The sequence below is a fragment of the Serratia sp. NA_112.1 genome, assembly GCF_052691715.1.
The window spans coordinates 1-18,873 of sequence record NZ_JBQZFO010000008.1; the positions used below are offsets into that span (position 1 = coordinate 1).

Below are 18,873 nucleotides of genomic sequence, written 5' to 3' on the forward strand. Positions count from 1 at the left end.
GCAAGACGGCGTTGTCAGGGGCAACCGACCAGGGAAGGCCGGTTGAGGCGAGACTAACAGGGAGGTTTGTCGTAGCCGACCCGCCCGACAACGCAGGTGCAGCGAGGGTATCCGCGTAGCGGACAGACGGTGTTAAGCGAGGGCGCGGGTGGAGGGGCCGCGCCTTCGGCCCCTCCAATTGCCGTTCATTGCGGCAGCAGAGAAATGCGGGATATTTACGGCAATTCCTCCTGCACGGAGCGCACAGGGATTGGATAAAAAATGCCAGTCAGGCTTAACTGACAAGCATTACCCACAAGGAACCCTTTTTGCATGACACCTAAGCAAGGGGTCACCAGTTACCGTAGGGGTATTTTTTCCCCTTAATGAAATCCTTTATATCTGCGTCATATCCATAAGAAAAATCACTCTTAGTTACTCCTTTGCAAATATCTAGTTTATCGTCGGATAACGTTGTCAGGATTGCCGGTATTACACGATAATTAGGTTCAGCCCCTATACCACGTAGCCAGACGGCCACCTTCCCTTCTGGAGCCAAACCAATTTGCACGTTGTTGTAATACACGGTATTGCCCCGATAATCTTTGTTTTCGCTGGGCCTGAGCATTTTTTCCACAACGGCGGCCGATAAGGTGAGATGCGTTTCATACACCTTTTTATCTATCACCGAGTCCCAGCAAAAAAGAATATGCTTGGGGGGGCGCTCAACGCGATTCCAGTGCCCTCCGGATGCTCGGTCCTTGTCATTCCACTCACCGATAACTTTAGGCAGATCGGGGGTTCGGTTCAGCGTATTAAATCGATAAACCGTCCCATCAGCATCTTGGACAACAGCGAACGTCACCAGTGCAGGCAGCGCCTTAGGCGTGAAAAAATTAAATTCCCACTCAGTTGGAACATTATTTTTGACTGCGACAGCGTCAGGCTGGCCTGCCCCTTGGCAGGCCGTCAACGTCAGTACCGAAAGCAGTCCGGCCAGACGCATTATTTCCATGTTTTATTCCCGTCCATATCGTAGATCGTCCGTTGCCAGCGTTCGTCTGGCCGATTGGTTAAGGTGACGATTTCCGGGGCAAGCGGGCCTACCAATTACCATATGGATAGACTTTCCCCTTGATGAAATCCTTTATATCTGCGTCATATCCATAAGAAAAATCACTCTTAGTTACTCCTTTGCAAATATCTAATTTGTCGCCGGATAACGTCGTCAACTTTGACGGCGTTACGCGATAATTAGGCTCGCCCCGAACAACCCCGCTTAACCAGACAGCCACCTTCCCCTCTGGAGCCAGACCCACTTGCACGGCGTTGTAATACACGGTATTGCCCTGATAGTCTTTGTTTCCACTGGGGCTGAGCATTTTCTCCACAACGGTCTTAGGGAGAGTCAGGTGCGTTTCATACACCTTTTTATCAATCACGGAATCCCAGCAAAAAATAATATGCTTCGGGGGGCGCTTAACATGATTCCAATAGCCGTTGAGTGCCCGTGAGTTATCGTCCCACCCGCCGATAACACCGTACAACGCCTTCGTGCTATCAAGAGTATTAAACTGATACATAGCCCCGTCGGCATCTTGAACAGCAGCGAACGTCACCAGCGCGGGGAGCGCCTGAGGCGTGAAAAAATTAAATCTCCACTCTGTTGGAACATCGTTTTTGACTGCGGCAACATTAGGTTGGCCTGCCCCTTGGCAGGCCGTCAACGTCAGTACGGAAAGCAGCCCGGCCAGACGCATTATTTCCATGTTTTATTCCCGTCCATATCGTAGACCGTCCGCTGCGTCACTGTGTGGATTACTCAGAGGGACGCTAACTCCCCGTATCTGGGTTAATTCCAGTTACCATAGGGGTACTTTTTCCCTTTGATGAAGTCTGGAGTTTCCCCATAGTATTTATATCCATTAGGGTGTTTAGTTACTCCTTTGCAAAGCTCTAATTTATCCCCGGAGACCGTTTTTATGACCGACGGTGTCACACGATAACTAAGCTCCCCCCTGGCAACTCCACTTAACCAGACAGCCACTTTCCCTTCGGGAGCCAGACCAACTTGCACGGTTTTGTACACGCTGGGACTACGCATCTTTTCCACGACGGCGTTAGGGAGGGTCAGGCGGGTCTCATACACCTTTTTATCTATCACCGAATCCCAGCAAAAAATAATATGCTTGGGGGGACGCTCGATGTGATTCCAGTAGCCGTTGAGTGCACGTGCACTGTCGCTCCACTCACCGACAACGTCATACAGCGCCTTCGTGCTGTCGAGAGTATCAAACTCATAAACCTTACCGTCGACATCCTGAACAATAGCAAACGTCACCAATGCGGGTAGCGCCTTGGGGGTGAAAAAAATAAATCTCCACGCTGTTGGAACATCGTTTTTGACTGCGGCAACATTAGATTGGCCTGCCCCTTGGCAGGCCGTCAACGTCAGTACCGAAAACAGCCCGGCCAGACGAATTATTTCCATGTTTTGTTTCCGTCCATATCGTAGATCGTCCGTTGCCAGCGTTCGTCCGGGCGATTGGTGAAGGTGACGATTTCCGGGGCAAGCGGGCCTACCAATTACCATATGGATAGACTTTCCCCTTGATGAAATCCTTTGTATCTTCTCCATATTCATAGCCATTAGAGAATCGGGTTACCCCTTTGCAAAGCTCTAATTTATCTCCTGAGACCGTCGTTATGACTGACGGTGTCACGCGGTAATTAGGCTCAAATCCTATACCCTGTAACCAGATGGCGACCTTACCTTCCGGAGCCAGCCCAATTTGTATGGTGTTGTAGGTATTATTGTATGGATCATTTTTCCCGCTGGGCCGCCGCATTTTATCCACAACGGCGTTAGAGAAGGTTACTCGGGTTTCATACACCTTTTTATCAATGATGGAGTCCCAGCAGAAAAAAAGATATTTGGGGGGAGATTTTATTCTGTTCCAATGTCCGCTGGGTGCGCGATCGCTATCGTTCCACGCGCCGATAACATTATCCAGGTCTGGGGTGCTGTCCAGCGTAATAAATCGTGAAATCCACTCATCGGTATCAATGACAACGGCGAACGTCACCATCGAGGGTAGCGCTTTAGGCGTGAAAAAATTAAATCTCCACTCTGTTGGAACATCGTTTTTGACTGCGGCAACGTTAGGTTGGCCTGCCCCTTGGCAGGCCGTCAACGTCAGTACGGAAAGCAGCCCGGCCAGACGCATTATTCCCATATTTTATTTCCGTCCATATCGTAGACCGTCCGCTGCGTCACTGTGTGGATTACTCCTAGGGACACTAACTCCCCGTATCTGAGTTAATTCCAGTTACCGTAGGGGTATTTTTTCCCTTTGATGAAGTCTGGAGTTTCCCCATAGTATTTATATCCATTGGGGTGCTTAGTTACTCCTTTGCAAAGTTCTAATTTATCCCCGGAGAGCGTTGTTATGACTGACGGCGTCACGCGGTAATTAGGTTCAACTCCTACTCCACGTAGCCAGACGGCCACCTTCCCTTCAGGGGCCAGACCAATTTGCATGGTGTTGTAGGTATTATTGTATGGATCATTTTTCCCGCTGGGCCGCCGCATTTTATCCACAACGGCGTTAGAGAAGGTTACTCGGGTTTCATACACCTTTTTATCAATGATGGAGTCCCAGCAGAAAAAGAGATATTTGGGGGGAGATTTTATTCTGTTCCAATGTCCGCTGGGTGCGCGATCGCTATCGTTCCACGCGCCGATAACATTATCCAGGTCGGGGGTGCTGTCCAGCGTAATAAATCGTGAAATCCACTCATCGGTATCAATAACAATGGCGAACGTCACCAATGCGGGAAGCGCTTTAGGCGTAAAAAAATTAAATCTCCACTCTGTTGGAACATCGTTTTTGACTGCGGCAACGTTAGGCTGGCCTGCTCCTTGGCAGGCCGTCAACGTCAGTACCGAAAGCAGCCCGGCCAGACGCATTATTTCCATGTTTTATTCCCGTCCATATCGTAGACCGTCCGTTGCCAGCGTTCGTCCGGACGATTGGTGAAGGTGACCAGTTTCGCCGGTTTAACTCCGCCGGTGACCATGCCCCGACCGTCGCTTATCACGCTGTTCCAGTTGGCTGAGCAATGGAGATATTTTTCCGCCAGCCCATGTATTTCCGGGGTGGTAAACCCAATGGCCGATTGACCACTACGGGCGGCACGGCCCATCACAATGGCCTTTTCACATAGGCTATTTAGCTCTGCTGGTATTGCAAAATCTGGAACACTGTCATCAATGGGATCGAATACTCCCCCTGCATCCTGTGCAGCATCAAGCATCACCCGTAGCACCACCTTTGACCAGTCATTACGCGTGGGTCTGTCGATAATCAGGGCTGCGCCGCTGCGCTTTTGCGGCGTGCCATAGCGATCGGCGGGCATTCTGTCGTTATGCCAGGCGTTAATCTCAATCTCTACGCTCTGAAACACAGGGGCTATCGCCGGATAGGTATCCATCACCGTGAGCTGCTCACAGGTCTGCTGATAAATCCGGGTATGGCTGTCGGCGGTAGACAGGGGCACGGTTTCAAACTGAGGGCGGGTCAGAAAATAGGCTTCGTGCTCGTCGGGATTGTAGCCGCCGCCAATGTCTGAGTGCACGCCGGGTAAGGCCAGTTCCGGCCACGCCGGTTTGACGCTGTTCAGTGCAAAGTTAAACCGGCATTCGTGCTGTGCCGTGATATGGAAAACTTTCTCCGCCACGCCTGGGCGAAGCACGATATTTACATTGCCGGTATCGGCACTGTGTGGGTTGAGGCCGTTAGCCGGGGTACCGATAGCGGCCACGGTATCAAATATTCCCAGAAAGCGGGTTTTACCGCCGGGAGTACCTGAGAATTCAACCTCACCCAGCCCGGCCTTAATGGCCGCAATAATGAAACTGTCCTGCTCGAACACCCGGTTAGCAAAATGCCGCGCCGCAGCCGCACCTCGACTGAAACCGAAAATATCAAACTGCAATTCTTTTATGGTGCAGGAACGGGCGGCGGGGTGTTCGGTTAAATAGTCCTGGATACCGGCAATCAGCGCCGTGACCGCCTTATCGGTTTTTCTCACCACGCCGGTGTCACCCCGGCCGGTCGCCATCCCGTAACCGCTGTCGCCTTCTCCATTTTCGGTGCCGATCCCCTCGATATAAATAGCCCCCTGACCGTACCCTGTACCCACGGTGAGTTTTTGGTTATACAACGTATTAAGCCAGTGCACATTGGTGTAATAACCGAGATGACTCCCGGCGGCGGTACCGCTGTAACCGCGTTTTAGCCGGGTGCACTGAATTAAAGCAGACTGAGCATCAGCATTATCCATCCCAAAATGCTCGCCGGTGCAGGCTTTTTGACGCTCACCGCTGTTGATGGCATTGTTGCCGGTGCCGTCGAAGAACATCCCGATGGTCAACGTAATTTCGCGTTTCTTTTTCTTTGCCGCCTGAGCGTGCTGCTCCGGCTCACCGGACTGCTGCGCTTTTTTCTCCGTGGCACGGGCGCGTTCCGCTGCCCGTCCGGCGTTACAATCTCGTTCATAGGTGTGCGTATCAACGGAGGGGATGAACCGCGCACGGCACGGACATGAGCTGTAACTGTCTAGAGAACCCGCCCACTCTTTCAGCACGCCACCCACCTCGTAAGTATCGCCCATCCCGCCGCACACGCGAAACCGTCCTTCATGCTTCCCGCAGGTCACAGGATCGCCCTCTCTGACCTGCTGTCGCTCGATACCACCGATTTCGTAGGTGTCGTCAGGTGAGCCGGAAAGAATCCGGCCCCCGCAGGTGGTTTTATCCAGGTGATACAGAAAAAATCCCGTCGTCATATGCCGTCCTTAGCAAGCCCGCGTTAAACACAAAAAATCGTTCCCCATAGAGTCACCTTCATCAGCCATTTCAGCGAATTGCTCAGCGCTGAAAGGCGATTTATATTGGCAGGCCAGAACATCCGGGGTCAGTTCATTGGTGTAAAAAGGGTGTTGTTTGGGGTATTAATGGTATTTAGCATGCTGATTATCCTTAATTTAAACGCAATATGAATCGCCAGCATAAAAATATGAGCATTAATTATCCACATAAAAATTGTGATTCTGTGTTGTTGGCCCACACTCGCCATTACCCCGTTGCCTGACGCCACGTCATGCCGTATTCGCTTCCTGTAGGGATACGCCGCCAGTGGAACAGCTACACGGTTGTGAGAATTGGCAATTTCCGCTCGCCGTTATACATCGTGAGGTGGGATTGACACTTTTTGCGCAAAATCCGGATCATTTTGGATCAGGCTGGTTGACACTTTTGCGTAAATTCGTGAATGGATGTTGGGTTTTCTATACATCGGTAAATCGGCAAAAACTTCTTGAATCTAGCAATCATACGGCTTTCCGGCTGATTGACACTTTCGCGGATCGGTTTCGTTTTTCACAGAAAACCTTATCCGTTCTGTACACGAGGTTGACACTTTCACGAATAAGGCGGGGGATTCCGGTAGTTGACCTGTATAAAACTGCATATCGAATTGCGAATTTGTGGGGCAACTTGACAATTTTCGGGAAAATTCGCGCATTACGCGGTACATTCCGGTACATCAGGTTGACGCTTTTCGTGATTTAACCTTAACAAATCTATACATCGACGCTCGAAAAAATACGATAGCTCCAGCCGTTTGGTGACGACCAGCCAGCGCAGAAAGGTCAGCGCCTCCAGTTCAAACAGGTAGGAATCGAAACGGACAACCGTTTTATCCTGCTCAGCGTCGTAAAGCTCAATACCGATGATGTTCTCTTCGTCGCCGTCTATGGCTGCGCCAGCGGGCTGTTCGGCACGCCAAACAACAACACGGCGGATGCCCCCATCGGCGCGATAAACCACAGGTTCACCTCACCCAGAACAAAATGGCTGATCCAACCGGAAATCATCAGCCCCAATCCGGCGCCAACGCTGGAAAGAAATATCTCTTTTTTGCCTACGGCCAAAGGGTGCGGCCACAAACGGGCACACCCTAGTTTCAAACTCTCTATCCACTGCTGCTTCATGTTACTTCGCGCTGCCAAAATCAACTTAATGGCAACAAATATATCACAACGTCGGCAACCCTCGCCCATAGCACGGCTCACCGCTGAAATAACTTTCTGCTAACAGATTGATTTTTAGCCACTGCTCGTCAATTATCAAAGTTCGCATCCCTTTGCCTTGAGGAAAACCCAATGTCTCAGCCGATTGCCGAACTCTATACCGATGCCAACTTTTTCAGCCCCTATGCCATGTCGGCGTTTATTACCCTGACGGAGAAAGGCATTCCCTTCACGGTTAAGCCGGTCGACCTGTCACAAGGGGAAAACAAAGCGGCAAGCTATGCAGCGCTGTCATTGACACGTAGAGTCCCTACGCTGGTGATCGGCGAGTTTCAACTCTCGGAGTCCTCGGCCATTGATGAATATCTCGATGAGATCCACCCGGCCCACCCAGTGTATCCGCGCGACGTTAAACAACGCGCCAAGGCTCGGGAAGTCCAGGCGTGGCTACGCAGCGATCTGCAGGGCCTGCGCGCCGAACGTTCGACCGAGGCCGTTTTCGACCAGGGCAAGTTTCCCCCGCTGTCCGCCGCCGCACAGGCTGACGCCAACAAGCTGATCGCCGCCGTCGAAAAACTGCTGAGCCACGGCCAGGATAATTTGTTCAGGGAATGGTGTATTGCCGATACCGATCTGGCGCTGATGCTCAATCGGCTGGTGATACACGGTGATGCGGTGCCGGAAAACATTCGCCACTATGCGCAAAAACAGTGGCAACGTCCTTCGGTGCAGGCCTGGTTGGCGCTGCCGGAGAAAATGTGCGGGTAAAAAAACCGGCGGCCACGACGCCGCCGTTCTCAATTATCGAGAAACAACATCACTTCTTGAGGGAAGGCAATTCACCATCCAGAGGGCAGATAGCCGAACAACGACGCAATGGCATACACCGCACTGCCCAGGTACAGCAATATGATGCTGACCTGCAGCAACGGGTGAGTGATCCAGTTGCACTGCCAGCGTGGCGTCTGGTCGCCATGCTTTCGCGCCCCGCGCAGGATCAGCATCGGCATAATCGACAGGATCACCCCGCTGAATACCCCGGCGAAATACAGTGCGTTAACGAATGACACCAGCCCGCTGTAAGCCAGTACGAAGGGGGGCAACACCACCAGCATCAACACGCCGAAACGGCGCAGAGGCTGTTCGTCATTACCCAGTCTGAACTGGTCGAAAATATTGGTCAGGAAGCTGCCGCCCAATCCCCAGTAAGAGGTCAGCATCGCGCACAGGGCAAAGATGTTGGCGGAGAAGAACGCCCATTGCCCCAATGCCTGACCCCAGGAAATGGTCGCCACGTCAGAAATGCCATCCAATCCGCTGAGCGCAATGACCGACATCGGTACCGCCGCCAGCAACACAAAGGTCACCGCCATACCGACCATAATCGCCTTGGGCAGCTGCTCCGGTTTGTCCGAGAAGCCGCGCGCCATTTCCGGCACGATATATTGCGCCGAGAAGCAGAACACCACCACGTTGAATACCGGCACCATAAAGCGCCAGTCACCGTCCAGCAGGTTACGCATCTGACTGGTATCTTTGAGCAGTGTGGCCGCCACCAATGCGGCCAGCATCACTACCATGCCGATACTGATAAACTTTTCGCCGCGGCCAATCGCCTTCAGCCCCAGGTACAACACCCCCGCCGCAGGCACGAAGAATAGCAGGCTGCCGATCGCCGGTGAGATACCAAACAGGGATTGCAGCAGTTTGCCGCTGCCGGTCATATAGGCGGTCAGCGCCCCGACGCTGTTAACGCAAACCGAGGCAAACATCAGCCAGGCACCGATACCGCCGACATAACGTTTCGCCAACCCGCTTAATTGCAGATGAGCGCGGGTGCGCAAGGTGGATTCGGCAACATACAGCATGGTGATGGTGGTCAGGCTACCGACCAGTACCAGCCAGAACAACAGGGGTAAAAAACCCGCCTTGCTGGAGGCATAGGCGATAGACAGCACGCCGGCACCAATGTTGGTGCCGACAATCATCGCCACCCCTTCGAGGAAACTCAGTGATTTGGTGGGTGCAGGTGCTCGCACCCCGGCGGCAAGCGCCGGAGAAATAGAGGTATTTTCAGCAGACATACAGCATCCTTTGTCTCCCGACAGCCCAGGCCACCGGGATCGGTTAATTTCCCGGTGGTTAACAGCTCACATCGATACACAGGTATTTCAACTCCAGATATTCTTCAATCCCGTAACGCGATCCTTCACGTCCGAGCCCTGACTGTTTCACGCCGCCAAACGGTGCGACTTCGTTGGAAATCAGTCCGGTATTGATACCGACCATGCCGTACTCCAGCGCTTCCGGCACACGCCACTGGCGTGAGGCGTTCTGCGTGAACAGATAGGCAGCCAGGCCGAATTCGGTATCGTTGGCCATGGCGATGGCTTCCGCCTCATCATGGAAACGGAACAGTGGCGCTACCGGGCCAAAGGTTTCTTCTTTGGCGAAACGCATTTTCTGCGTCACGCCGGTCACTACCGTTGGCTGGAAGAAGGTCCCCCCCAGCGCGTGTGGCTGACCGCCAATAGCAACCTGCGCCCCCTTGATCAACGCATCATCGATATGGCTCTGCACTTTTTCCACCGCGTCCTGGTCGATCAGCGGCCCCTGAGTGGTGCCCTCCTGGCTGCCATCGCCGACTTTCAGTTGCTCGACCGCCGCCACCAGTTTGTCCACCAGGCGGTCATAAATGCCGTCCTGCACGTAGATACGATTGGCGCAGACGCAGGTCTGGCCGCTGTTGCGGAATTTGGAGGCCATAATGCCTGCGACCGCCGCGTCCAGGTTGGCGTCATCGAAGACGATCACCGGCGCATTGCCGCCCAGTTCCAGCGACAGTTTTTTGATGGTTGGCGCGCACTGCGCCATTAGAATGCGGCCGACCTCGGTCGAACCGGTAAAGCTCAACTTGCGCACCACCGGGCTGTCGCACAGCACCTTGCCCACCTGAGCGGCATCACCGGCGACAATCTGCAATACGCCCGCCGGAATGCCGGCATCCTGCGCCAGCTTGCCCAACGCCAGCGCGGTCAGCGGCGTTTGTTCGGCCGGTTTAACGATAATCGCACAGCCAGCCGCCAGCGCCGGTGCCACCTTGCGGGTGATCATCGCCGCCGGGAAGTTCCAAGGGGTGATCGCCGCACAAACGCCAATCGGTTGCTTGACCACCACCAGGCGCTGTGAGGCCAGTGGTGCCTGCAATACCGCACCGTCTATCCGTTTGGCCTCTTCGGCAAACCAGGTGATAAACGACGTGGCATAGGCCACTTCACCACGCGCTTCCGCCAATGACTTGCCCTGTTCTGCGGTCATCAACTGCGCCAAATCTTCCTGCGCCGCCATTATCTTGTCGGCCCAGGCCAACAGCAGTGTGGACCGTTGCTTGGCGGTCAGTTGCTTCCAGCCTTGCTGCGCCACCTGCGCCGCGTTAATCGCTTGTTGGGTTTCTTCGCCGCTGACCAGCGGAATACTGGCCAATTCGACGCCGGTCGCCGGGTTGATCACCGCTTCACGTTTGCCGCTCAGCGCATCACACCACTCACCGTTAATCAAACACTGGCTACGCAGCAGCTCGGGATTATTCAATTTCATTGCCACGCACTCCTTATTGGGCCAGCGCGCGGGAAAGAATGCTCAGCGCCTTGGTGAACTGGTCTTCCGGAATGGTCAGCGGATACAGGAAGCGGATCACGTTGCCATTGACGCCGCAGCTCAGCAACAACAGGCCTTCTGCCAGCGCTTTCTGCTGCACCTGACGGGTAATTTCCGCCGAAGGCTTGCCGGAGGTAGGATCGTTGAACTCCACTGCCACCATCGAGCCTTGAGCGCGAATATCCACGATCGCCTTACTGGTCTGGCGCGCCTGCTGCAACACTTCCACCAAATGCTGGCCCAGGCGCTGCGAACGCTGGCACAGCTGCTCTTCCTCAATCACTTCCAATACCGCCAACGCTGCCGCCACCGCCAGTGGGTTACCGGCATAGGTACCGCCCAGCCCACCCGGTGCCGGAGCATCCATCACCTCGCTACGTCCTGCCACCGCCGACAGCGGCATACCGCCCGCCAGGCTTTTCGCCATGGTGATCAGATCGGGTTTCACGCTGTAATGATCCATAGCAAACAGCTTGCCGGTACGGGCAAAACCAGTCTGCACTTCATCGGCAATCAGCAGAATGCCGTGTTCGTCACACAGCGTGCGCAGCGCTTGCATAAACTCGGCCGGTGCGATGTTGAAACCGCCCTCGCCCTGCACCGGCTCCAGCACGATAGCCGCAACCTGCTTGGGATCGATATCCGCTTTAAAGATGCGTTCCAAGCTGTTCATCGCGTCTTCGGTGGTCACGCCATACAACTCATTTGGGTACTGACCGTGGAACACCGAGCCAGGGAATGGCCCAAAGCCCAGTTTGTAAGGCGCCACCTTGCCGGTCAGCGCCATGGTCATGTAAGTACGGCCGTGGAAACCACCGCCAAAGGTGATAAGGCCTGGGCGACCGGTATGAGCACGAGCAATTTTGACCGCGTTCTCTACCGCTTCGGCACCGGTGGTGAAGAAGGCGGTTTTACATGGGCCTTCAATTGGCGCGCGCTGATTGATGCGCTCCGCCAGCGTAACGTAGCTTTCGTAAGGAACAATTTGATAAGCGGTATGAGTAAAAGCCTTCAGTTGCTTTTCAATCGCGGCGATCACTTTCGGGTGACGGTGGCCGGTATTCAGTACGGCAATACCCGAGGCAAAATCGATGACTTCATTGCCTTCGACATCCCACAGCGTGGCGTTCTCTGCACGCTCGGCGTAAAAACCGCACATGACACCCACCCCACGTGGGGTAGCATCCTGACGACGTTGGTTCAATTCAGCGTTTTTCATGTTGTTCTCTCCGGTCGGTGCCATCTGTACGTTTCGTTCACATTTGTGAAACAATGACGTTTATTTACACAGGATGTGGCCCTATAATCGAGAGCCAGTTACGATTAATTGAGGGATCCAATTGCGCTCACTGAGTGGTGACCTGCTATTGCAACGTCTCGGCGAACAGCCTGAGGATAAGCTGCATAAGCGGCTCTATAATGCGATCCGCACCAGCATTCTGGACGGTAGCCTGCCGCCCTCCTGCCGCCTGCCCGCCTCACGCGATTTAGCGCAGGAGCTTAGCCTCTCACGCAACACCGTTTTAACCGTTTACGAACAATTGCTGGCGGAAGGATATGTTTTGGCACGCGCCGGAAGTGGCACATTCGTCGCCGAAACCGTGCCGGACAGTTGTTTATCCACTGCCAGCGCCCCTACCGGCAGTGACGGGGAACAACGACGTATTGAGCTGTCTGAACGCGGCGCTGCTTTGTTGCATCACGCCAGCGCCAGCCCGAAACAATGGGGTGCGTTTATCCCCGGCGTACCCGATGTAAATGCCTTCCCTCATCAGTTATTCAGCAAGATCCAGGCACGCATTAGCCGTCGCCCAGCCCCGCAGAAACTGACCTACAGCAACCAGGGTGGCAGCCCGGAACTGCAACATGCACTGGTGGATTATCTGCGCGTGGCACGCTCGGTACGCTGTTCGCCGGAGCAAATTCTGATTACCGAGGGCATCCATCAGGCAATAGATCTGGTGACGCGGCTGCTGTGCAATCCGGGCGACAACGCGTGGATAGAAGAGCCGGGCTATTGGGGGATCCGCAATATCCTGCGAATGAACGACGTGAATATCTGCCCGCTGGAGGTTGATGAGGCCGGTATGGTACCGCCGGAGCAACCCACCGGTGCACCACGGTTGATATTTGTCACTCCGTCGCACCAATATCCGCTGGGTTCGGTGATGAGTCTGGCACGGCGACAACGCTTGCTGGCACTGGCACGTAACGGCGGCAGTTGGATCGTTGAGGATGACTACGACAGTGAATTCCGCTTTTCCGGCCAGCCGATCCCGGCATTACAAGGGCTGGAAGCCGACGCGCCGGTGATCTATATCGGCACTTTCAGCAAAACGCTGTACCCGGCGCTGCGGCTGGGTTACGTGGTGTTGCCAAAGCCGCTGGTCGCGGCGTTGAAAACCGCCCATGCCGAACTGTACCGCGGCGGTCATCTGCTGATCCAGACCGCATTGGCGCAGTTTATTCAGGAAGGCCATTACACCGCGCATATTCGTCGCATGCGGCTGCTGTATGCCCGCCGACGGGCATTTCTGACCGCATTGATCGAACAGCATCTGGGCAAGCAGGCATTGAGCGAATTCAACAACAACGCCGGGCTGCACCTGATCCTTAACCTGCCGGATGAGGCGGACGACGTGGCGATCGCCGCCGCCGCCAACCAACGCGGCGTGCTGGTGCGACCACTGTCGCGCTACTACATGTTGCCTAACCATCGCCGTGGCCTGCTGATGGGGTTTGCCTGCGTGCCGGAAGAACAAATGGCCGCCGCCTTTACCCTGCTGTTGGAGTGCATCCGTCCCTGAGCGCGCTCTTCCATCAAAGGCTCTGCAATTGCCACCCTTCCTGCTGCCATTGCAAACGGTGAGTCAATTTCAGCGCCTGCAAAAACGCCTCATCATGGGAGACCACCAGCATCGCGCCGGGAAAACTGGCCAGTGCGGCCTCGATCGCCAGTGACGATGCCAGATCCAGGTGGTTGGTCGGTTCATCCAGCAACAGCAACTGCGCCGGCTCCTGACGCCACAACATGCAGGCCAGCGCCGCTTTCAGCCGCTCACCACCACTCAGCACCGCCAGGGGCAACAGTACGCGCTCGGCGTTTAGCTGCAACTGTGCTAACTGGCTGCGCATCCTGCCCTCATTGAGCGGCGAATCCTGCAGGTCAAGATGCTCAACCACCGAAAGAGACAGATCTAGCTGCGAAAGGTTTTGATCGAGATAAGCCGTCGGTAGCGAGCAATGGCAACAACCGGTTCTGGCGGCCAACTGCCCCAGGATCACCTTCAGCAAGGTCGTTTTACCGCAGCCGTTTGGGCCGGTTAACGCCACGCGCATCGGGCCATCGATGCGTAAATTCAGCGGAGGCATAGTGATAAAGGGCAGTTGCAGCTGTTCCAGCACCAGTACCTGTTTGCCCGCCGCCACTGCGCTACCCGGCAGGGTCAGCATCACCGGACTATCTTCCTCCACCCGCTGCCAGGCTTGATGTACTGCGGCATCGAGGGAGCCTTTCTGCTCCTGATGCTGCTTGCGCAGCGTACCCAGACTCTCTTTGGCCGCCGCCTTATAGGCCACCCGCTCAAAAGAGGCGATGTTCAGCGTATCGACGGCTTTTAGCGTCTGCGCGGAACGCCGCTGGCTGATGTCATGCTCCTTCTGCTGCCGGGCGCGGATACGCCGACGTTCCTGACGCGCATGTTCCAGCCCGGCACGCGCAGCCTGCTGCTCCAGGTCACGCTGGCGGCGATAATCCTGGTAGTTACCGCCGTAGCTCTGCAATGCAGCGGGGGTCAGTTCGACAATACGCTGCATGCGCGCCAGCAATTGCCGATCGTGGCTGGCAACCAGCAAACCGCCACGCCAGCTTTCCAATTGTTGATACAGCCAGTCGCGAGCGCGGGTATCAAGGTGGTTGGTCGGTTCGTCCAGTAGCAGGAAGTCCGCACCACCGAGCATCGCCCCGCACAAGGTGGCACGCATCCGTTCACCACCGCTCAGATCGCTCGCTGGCCGCTTCGGCTCAAATACCGGCAGCCCGGCTGCGCTAAAAGCCGCCTGCAGACGATCGCTGAGATCCCACTGCCCTTCCAGACGCTCGATATCTTCCGCTTGCGGCCGTCCCAGCTCAAGGCGGGCCAACGCGGCAAAGGTCTCGCCGTAGCCGAGTAGCTGCGCCAGCGTGGTCTGCGGTGCGATGTCCGGCTGCTGCGCCACGTAAGCCAGTGAAGCATGGGACTCAACATGGCCGCTACCCGACAAATCCAGCCCGGCAATCAGCCGTAGCAGACGAGTTTTACCGACGCCGTTACGCCCAACCAGGCCACAGTGTTGTTGATCGAAAGTCAGATCCAGCGGGCCGAACAGCGTTTCGCCGTCAGCAAACTGGCAAGTCAGTTGATGTAAAACGAGATAAGGGGACTGCGCAAAATGAGCCATAAGCACTCCTGAATGAGATCAAAACATCCCCACAAAGCACCGATGTGCGTAACGTGGGACAAGATATCAGCAGGCGTGTGTGTTCATTTTCGGTAATGGCTCCGCAGAGAGAAGGAATTTCAACGCGCAAATGCTAACCGATTTGCTGTTCACTATGCAAACAGCAATAAAGATTCATGACATCTATCACATTCAGCGCAATGCAGATTCCCAACGGCAGTGACAACGGCTAGATTTATCTCATCCGACCACTTGAGGTCGAACATAATAATAACTACAGATCATACCCAATAGCTTTCACGCAGCAGCGAGGCAGCAAGTTCGCAAGTCCCCAGGAGCTTACTCAGGTAAGTGACTGGGGTGAGCGAATGCAGCCAACAACACTGCAGCTTGAAAGATGCAGGGGATGAATGATGGAGACTGCAATGAGCAATTACCCACACCTGCTGGCACCGCTGGATCTCGGCTTCACTACCCTGAAAAACCGGGTGTTGATGGGATCGATGCACACCGGCCTGGAAGAACTGCCCAATGGCCCCGAGCGAATGGCCGCTTTCTATGCCGAGCGCGCAGCGGCCGGCGTGGCGCTGATCGTCACCGGCGGGATCGCCCCCAATGAAAAAGGCGTGGTATATCGTGGCGGCTCCACCCTAAGCCAGCCACAGCAGGTCAGCCACCACCGCATCGTCACCGAGGCTGTCCATCAGGCCGGCGGTAAAATTGCACTGCAGATCCTGCATGCCGGTCGCTACAGCTATCAGCCGCAACCGGTCGCCCCCTCCCCGCTGCAGGCACCGATCAACCCCTTCGCCCCCACTGCGCTGAGCGAGGATGAGATCATGCAGACCATCGTCGACTTCGCCCAGTGTGCGGCACTGGCGCAAAAAGCCGGCTACGATGGCGTCGAGGTGATGGGTTCCGAAGGTTATCTGATCAACCAATTTCTGGTGTCACGCACCAACCAGCGCGACGACCAATGGGGCGGCAGCTTCAGCAACCGCATGCGTTTTGCTGTAGAGATCGTCCGGGCAGTGCGGCAGGCGGTCGGCAGCGATTTCATTCTGATTTACCGCCTTTCGATGCTGGATCTGGTGGAAGACGGTTCAAGCTGGCAGGAGATTGAGCAGCTGGCGCTGGCGGTTGAGCAAGCGGGGGCGACCATCATCAACACAGGTATTGGCTGGCATGAGGCGCGGATTCCGACCATCGCCACCATGGTGCCACGCGCCGGTTTTAGTTGGGTTACTCGCAAATTGATGGGCAAAGTGCGCATTCCGCTGATCACTACCAACCGCATTAACGATCCGGCCGTTGCGGAGCAGGTGCTGGCAGACGGCTGCGCCGACATGGTGTCGATGGCCCGTCCGTTCCTGGCCGACGCCGCCTTTGTGCAAAAAGCCGCCGAAGGCCGCGCCGACGAGATCAATACCTGTATTGGCTGTAATCAGGCCTGCCTCGACCAGATTTTTGAAGGCAAACTCACCTCTTGCCTGGTTAACCCACGCGCCTGCCGCGAAACCGAAATGCCACTGGTTGCGGCAGAAAAACCAAAGAAACTGGCGGTGATCGGTGCCGGGCCTGCCGGGCTAGCCTTTGCCACCACCGCCGCCAGCCGTGGCCACCGTGTGACGCTGTTCGACGCCGCCGATCAGATTGGCGGCCAGTTCAATATTGCCAAACAGATCCCCGGCAAAGAGGAGTTCCATGAAACCCTGCGCTACTTCCGCCGCCAACTGGCGCTGCTGGAAGTAACGCTGAAGCTGGGCAGTTGGGTGAAGGCAGCCGATTTGGCGGAGTTTGACGAAGTGATCCTCGCCTGCGGCATCGTGCCGCGTACCCCGGAGATCCCCGGCATCGATAACGCCAGAGTCTTAACCTATCTGGACGTGCTACGCGACAAAAAACCGGTCGGCCAGCGGGTAGCGATTATCGGTGCCGGCGGAATCGGCTTTGACACCGCCGAGTACCTCAGCCAGCACGGCGTGTCGAGCAGCCTGGATCAGGCTGAGTTTAACCGTGAATGGGGCATCGATGGCCAGCTTAACCATCGCGGCGGTCTGGCTGCAGAAGGGCCTGTGGCGACGCACGCGGCCCGGCAGATTTATCTGCTGCAACGCAAGACCAGCAAAGTGGGTGAAGGCCTGGGGAAAACCACCGGTTGGATCCACCGCACCAGTTTGGCTATGCGCGGCGTAAAAATGCTCAACAGCGTGAGCTATCAACGCATTGATGATGAAGGCCTGCATATATCACGAGCCGAGCAGGAAAGTTGTTTGCCGGTAGACACGGTGATTATCTGCGCCGGGCAGGAACCGCGCCGCGAGCTGCAACAACCGCTACTGGAGATGGGCAAAACGGTGCATTTGATTGGCGGAGCGGACGTCGCCGCCGAGCTCGATGCTCGCCGCGCTATCGATCAGGGCACGCGACTGGCGATGACGTTGTAATCACTATCAGGGGCGCATTTTCTGCGCCCCTTGTTCAATCAGTAACGAGCGCCGGACTTCACCGCTTTGAGGATCACGAACTTCTTGTTGGATGCGATCAGGGTGCAGTTGCCGAACAAACGTTTCAGCTTCTGGTGGTAATCCAAATGACGGTTACCGACAATGCGCAGCTCGCCGCCCACCTGCAGGCAACGCTTGGCGTCACAGAACATCTGCCAGGCGGTGTGATCGGTGATGGCATGCTGCTGGTGGAACGGTGGGTTACACAGTACCGCCTGCACGCTTTCACGCTCAATCCCCGCCAGCGAGTTGTTCACCTCAAACTGACAACGATCCATATCCTGCGGCAGGTTATGTTCCACATTCAGTTCGCTGGAAGCTACCGCCATGTAGGACTCATCAACAAAGCTCACCTGCGCCTGCGGATTCTGCATCAATGCGGCCATGCCGATAATACCGTTACCGCAGCCCAGATCGATGATGTGGCCTTCAATGTCATGCGGCAGGTGATCCAGGAACAGGCGTGCGCCAATATCCAGGTTGCTGCGTGAGAACACGTTGGCATGGTTGTGGATAATCCAATCGGTGCCGTCCAGCACCCAATTGGTGGTTACCGGCGCTGCCGGTGGCACGATGTCTGCGACTTCACAGTGGATCAACCGCGCTTTCTTCCATGCCAGGCTGGTACGAGTGGGGCCGAGCACCTTTTCAAACAGCTGCATGGTTGAGGTATGCACGTCACGCGCTTTGGCCCCGGCGATGATCACCGTGTCTGGTGCCACTACATCGCGCAGCGCACGCAGTTGCTGTTCCAGCAATGCCAGCGCTTTAGGAATGCGGATCAGCACCACCGCCGGTGACTCCGGCAATTCGGCCAGGGTGTCCAGCAGCGTAACCTGCTCCGGATCCAATTCATTGAGCTTCAGATTATGGCGCGTGGCCAACTGGCTCATATAAGAATCGCTGATGCTGTAAGGCTGGTGACCGTGCAGTGCGCAGGCCAGGGTGCCAAAGTTGTCGTTGAAAATCAGCACCGGACGATCGCCAATGTTTACATTTTCAAGCTGTTGCAGCAGATATTCGTCCGCCGCTTCCCACGCCTGTAGTTGGGTGGATTCTTCCTGTTGGGGATAACGCTCCAGCTCAAGTTGCTGTGTTCCCAGATCGAGTTGGCTCATTGCCCCTCCTGACTGATAAAATTTGGGCTGTTTATCCCCTAAAAACGCCCGCCAGTAAAATGTTTTTTCGGATAAAT

The 18,873-nt window shown here is 55.4% G+C and carries 15 protein-coding genes and 1 pseudogene; 3 read left to right on the forward strand and 13 right to left on the reverse strand.

Features of this window, described 5'->3' with window-relative positions; all coding sequences use genetic code 11:
* Positions 1-331: 331 nt before the first annotated feature.
* The 8 genes and pseudogenes from ACUTQ5_RS15770 to ACUTQ5_RS15805 form a co-directional block, all read right to left on the reverse strand.
* Positions 332-994 carry a DUF2931 family protein gene (locus ACUTQ5_RS15770; RefSeq protein ID WP_445652030.1) on the reverse strand — a complete coding sequence of 221 codons (663 nt, stop codon included), beginning with the start codon at positions 992-994 and terminating at the stop codon, positions 332-334.
* Positions 995-1,082: 88 nt separating this feature from the next.
* Positions 1,083-1,748: a DUF2931 family protein gene (locus ACUTQ5_RS15775; protein ID WP_445652031.1), complete on the reverse strand. Its 666-nt coding sequence runs from the start codon at positions 1,746-1,748 to the stop codon at positions 1,083-1,085.
* 83 nt (positions 1,749-1,831) lie between these two features.
* Positions 1,832-2,470, reverse strand: a complete 639-nt coding sequence (locus ACUTQ5_RS15780) for a DUF2931 family protein (RefSeq protein ID WP_445652032.1) — start codon at positions 2,468-2,470, stop codon at positions 1,832-1,834.
* 88 nt (positions 2,471-2,558) lie between these two features.
* Positions 2,559-3,215, reverse strand: a complete 657-nt coding sequence (locus tag ACUTQ5_RS15785; RefSeq protein ID WP_445652033.1) for a DUF2931 family protein — start codon at positions 3,213-3,215, stop codon at positions 2,559-2,561.
* Between the two features lie 83 nt (positions 3,216-3,298).
* Positions 3,299-3,958 carry a DUF2931 family protein gene (locus tag ACUTQ5_RS15790; protein WP_445652034.1) on the reverse strand — a complete coding sequence of 220 codons (660 nt, stop codon included), beginning with the start codon at positions 3,956-3,958 and terminating at the stop codon, positions 3,299-3,301.
* Complete coding sequence (locus tag ACUTQ5_RS15795) at positions 3,949-5,829, reverse strand: PAAR domain-containing protein (protein WP_445652035.1); 1,881 nt, start codon at positions 5,827-5,829, stop codon at positions 3,949-3,951. The genes ACUTQ5_RS15790 and ACUTQ5_RS15795 overlap by 10 nt, the downstream gene beginning before the upstream one ends.
* Positions 5,830-6,565: 736 nt before the next feature.
* Positions 6,566-6,871, reverse strand: a complete 306-nt coding sequence (locus ACUTQ5_RS15800) for a hypothetical protein (RefSeq protein WP_445652036.1) — start codon at positions 6,869-6,871, stop codon at positions 6,566-6,568.
* Positions 6,799-7,035: pseudogene (locus tag ACUTQ5_RS15805) on the reverse strand (HPP family protein); the annotation flags it as partial. The pseudogene ACUTQ5_RS15805 and the gene ACUTQ5_RS15800, both read right to left, overlap by 73 nt.
* A gap of 171 nt (positions 7,036-7,206) precedes the next feature.
* On the opposite strand from ACUTQ5_RS15805, the gene yfcF reads away from it, so the two are divergent.
* Positions 7,207-7,842 carry a glutathione transferase gene (gene yfcF / locus ACUTQ5_RS15810; protein WP_445652037.1) on the forward strand — a complete coding sequence of 212 codons (636 nt, stop codon included), beginning with the start codon at positions 7,207-7,209 and terminating at the stop codon, positions 7,840-7,842.
* A gap of 71 nt (positions 7,843-7,913) precedes the next feature.
* Here the strand turns inward: yfcF and ACUTQ5_RS15815 are convergent, their stop codons facing one another.
* Genes ACUTQ5_RS15815 through ACUTQ5_RS15825 form a run of 3 tightly spaced genes read right to left on the reverse strand, consistent with a single transcriptional unit; the run spans position 7,914 to position 11,950 of the window.
* Positions 7,914-9,158, reverse strand: coding sequence for an aromatic amino acid transport family protein (locus ACUTQ5_RS15815; protein ID WP_445652038.1), 1,245 nt, complete (start codon positions 9,156-9,158; stop codon positions 7,914-7,916).
* A 58-nt stretch (positions 9,159-9,216) separates the two neighbouring features.
* Positions 9,217-10,671 carry an NAD-dependent succinate-semialdehyde dehydrogenase gene (locus ACUTQ5_RS15820; protein ID WP_445652039.1) on the reverse strand — a complete coding sequence of 485 codons (1,455 nt, stop codon included), beginning with the start codon at positions 10,669-10,671 and terminating at the stop codon, positions 9,217-9,219.
* A 13-nt stretch (positions 10,672-10,684) separates the two neighbouring features.
* Entirely contained in the window at positions 10,685-11,950 is a 1,266-nt protein-coding gene (locus ACUTQ5_RS15825; RefSeq protein WP_445652040.1) for a 4-aminobutyrate--2-oxoglutarate transaminase, read from the reverse strand.
* Between the two features lie 121 nt (positions 11,951-12,071).
* Here ACUTQ5_RS15825 and pdxR point away from each other — a divergent pair, with 121 nt between their 5' ends.
* Positions 12,072-13,538: a MocR-like pyridoxine biosynthesis transcription factor PdxR gene (gene pdxR, locus ACUTQ5_RS15830; protein WP_445652041.1), complete on the forward strand. Its 1,467-nt coding sequence runs from the start codon at positions 12,072-12,074 to the stop codon at positions 13,536-13,538.
* A 13-nt stretch (positions 13,539-13,551) separates the two neighbouring features.
* On the opposite strand, the gene ACUTQ5_RS15835 is transcribed toward pdxR, so the two are convergent.
* Complete coding sequence (locus tag ACUTQ5_RS15835; protein WP_445652042.1) at positions 13,552-15,171, reverse strand: ABC-F family ATP-binding cassette domain-containing protein; 1,620 nt, start codon at positions 15,169-15,171, stop codon at positions 13,552-13,554.
* Between the two features lie 425 nt (positions 15,172-15,596).
* On the opposite strand from ACUTQ5_RS15835, the gene ACUTQ5_RS15840 reads away from it, so the two are divergent.
* On the forward strand, positions 15,597-17,618 hold the full coding sequence (locus ACUTQ5_RS15840) for an oxidoreductase (RefSeq protein WP_445652043.1): 2,022 nt from the start codon (positions 15,597-15,599) through the stop codon (positions 17,616-17,618).
* Positions 17,619-17,656: 38 nt separating this feature from the next.
* On the opposite strand, the gene rlmG is transcribed toward ACUTQ5_RS15840, so the two are convergent.
* On the reverse strand, positions 17,657-18,796 hold the full coding sequence (gene rlmG / locus ACUTQ5_RS15845; protein ID WP_445652044.1) for a 23S rRNA (guanine(1835)-N(2))-methyltransferase RlmG: 1,140 nt from the start codon (positions 18,794-18,796) through the stop codon (positions 17,657-17,659).
* Positions 18,797-18,873: the final 77 nt, after the last annotated feature.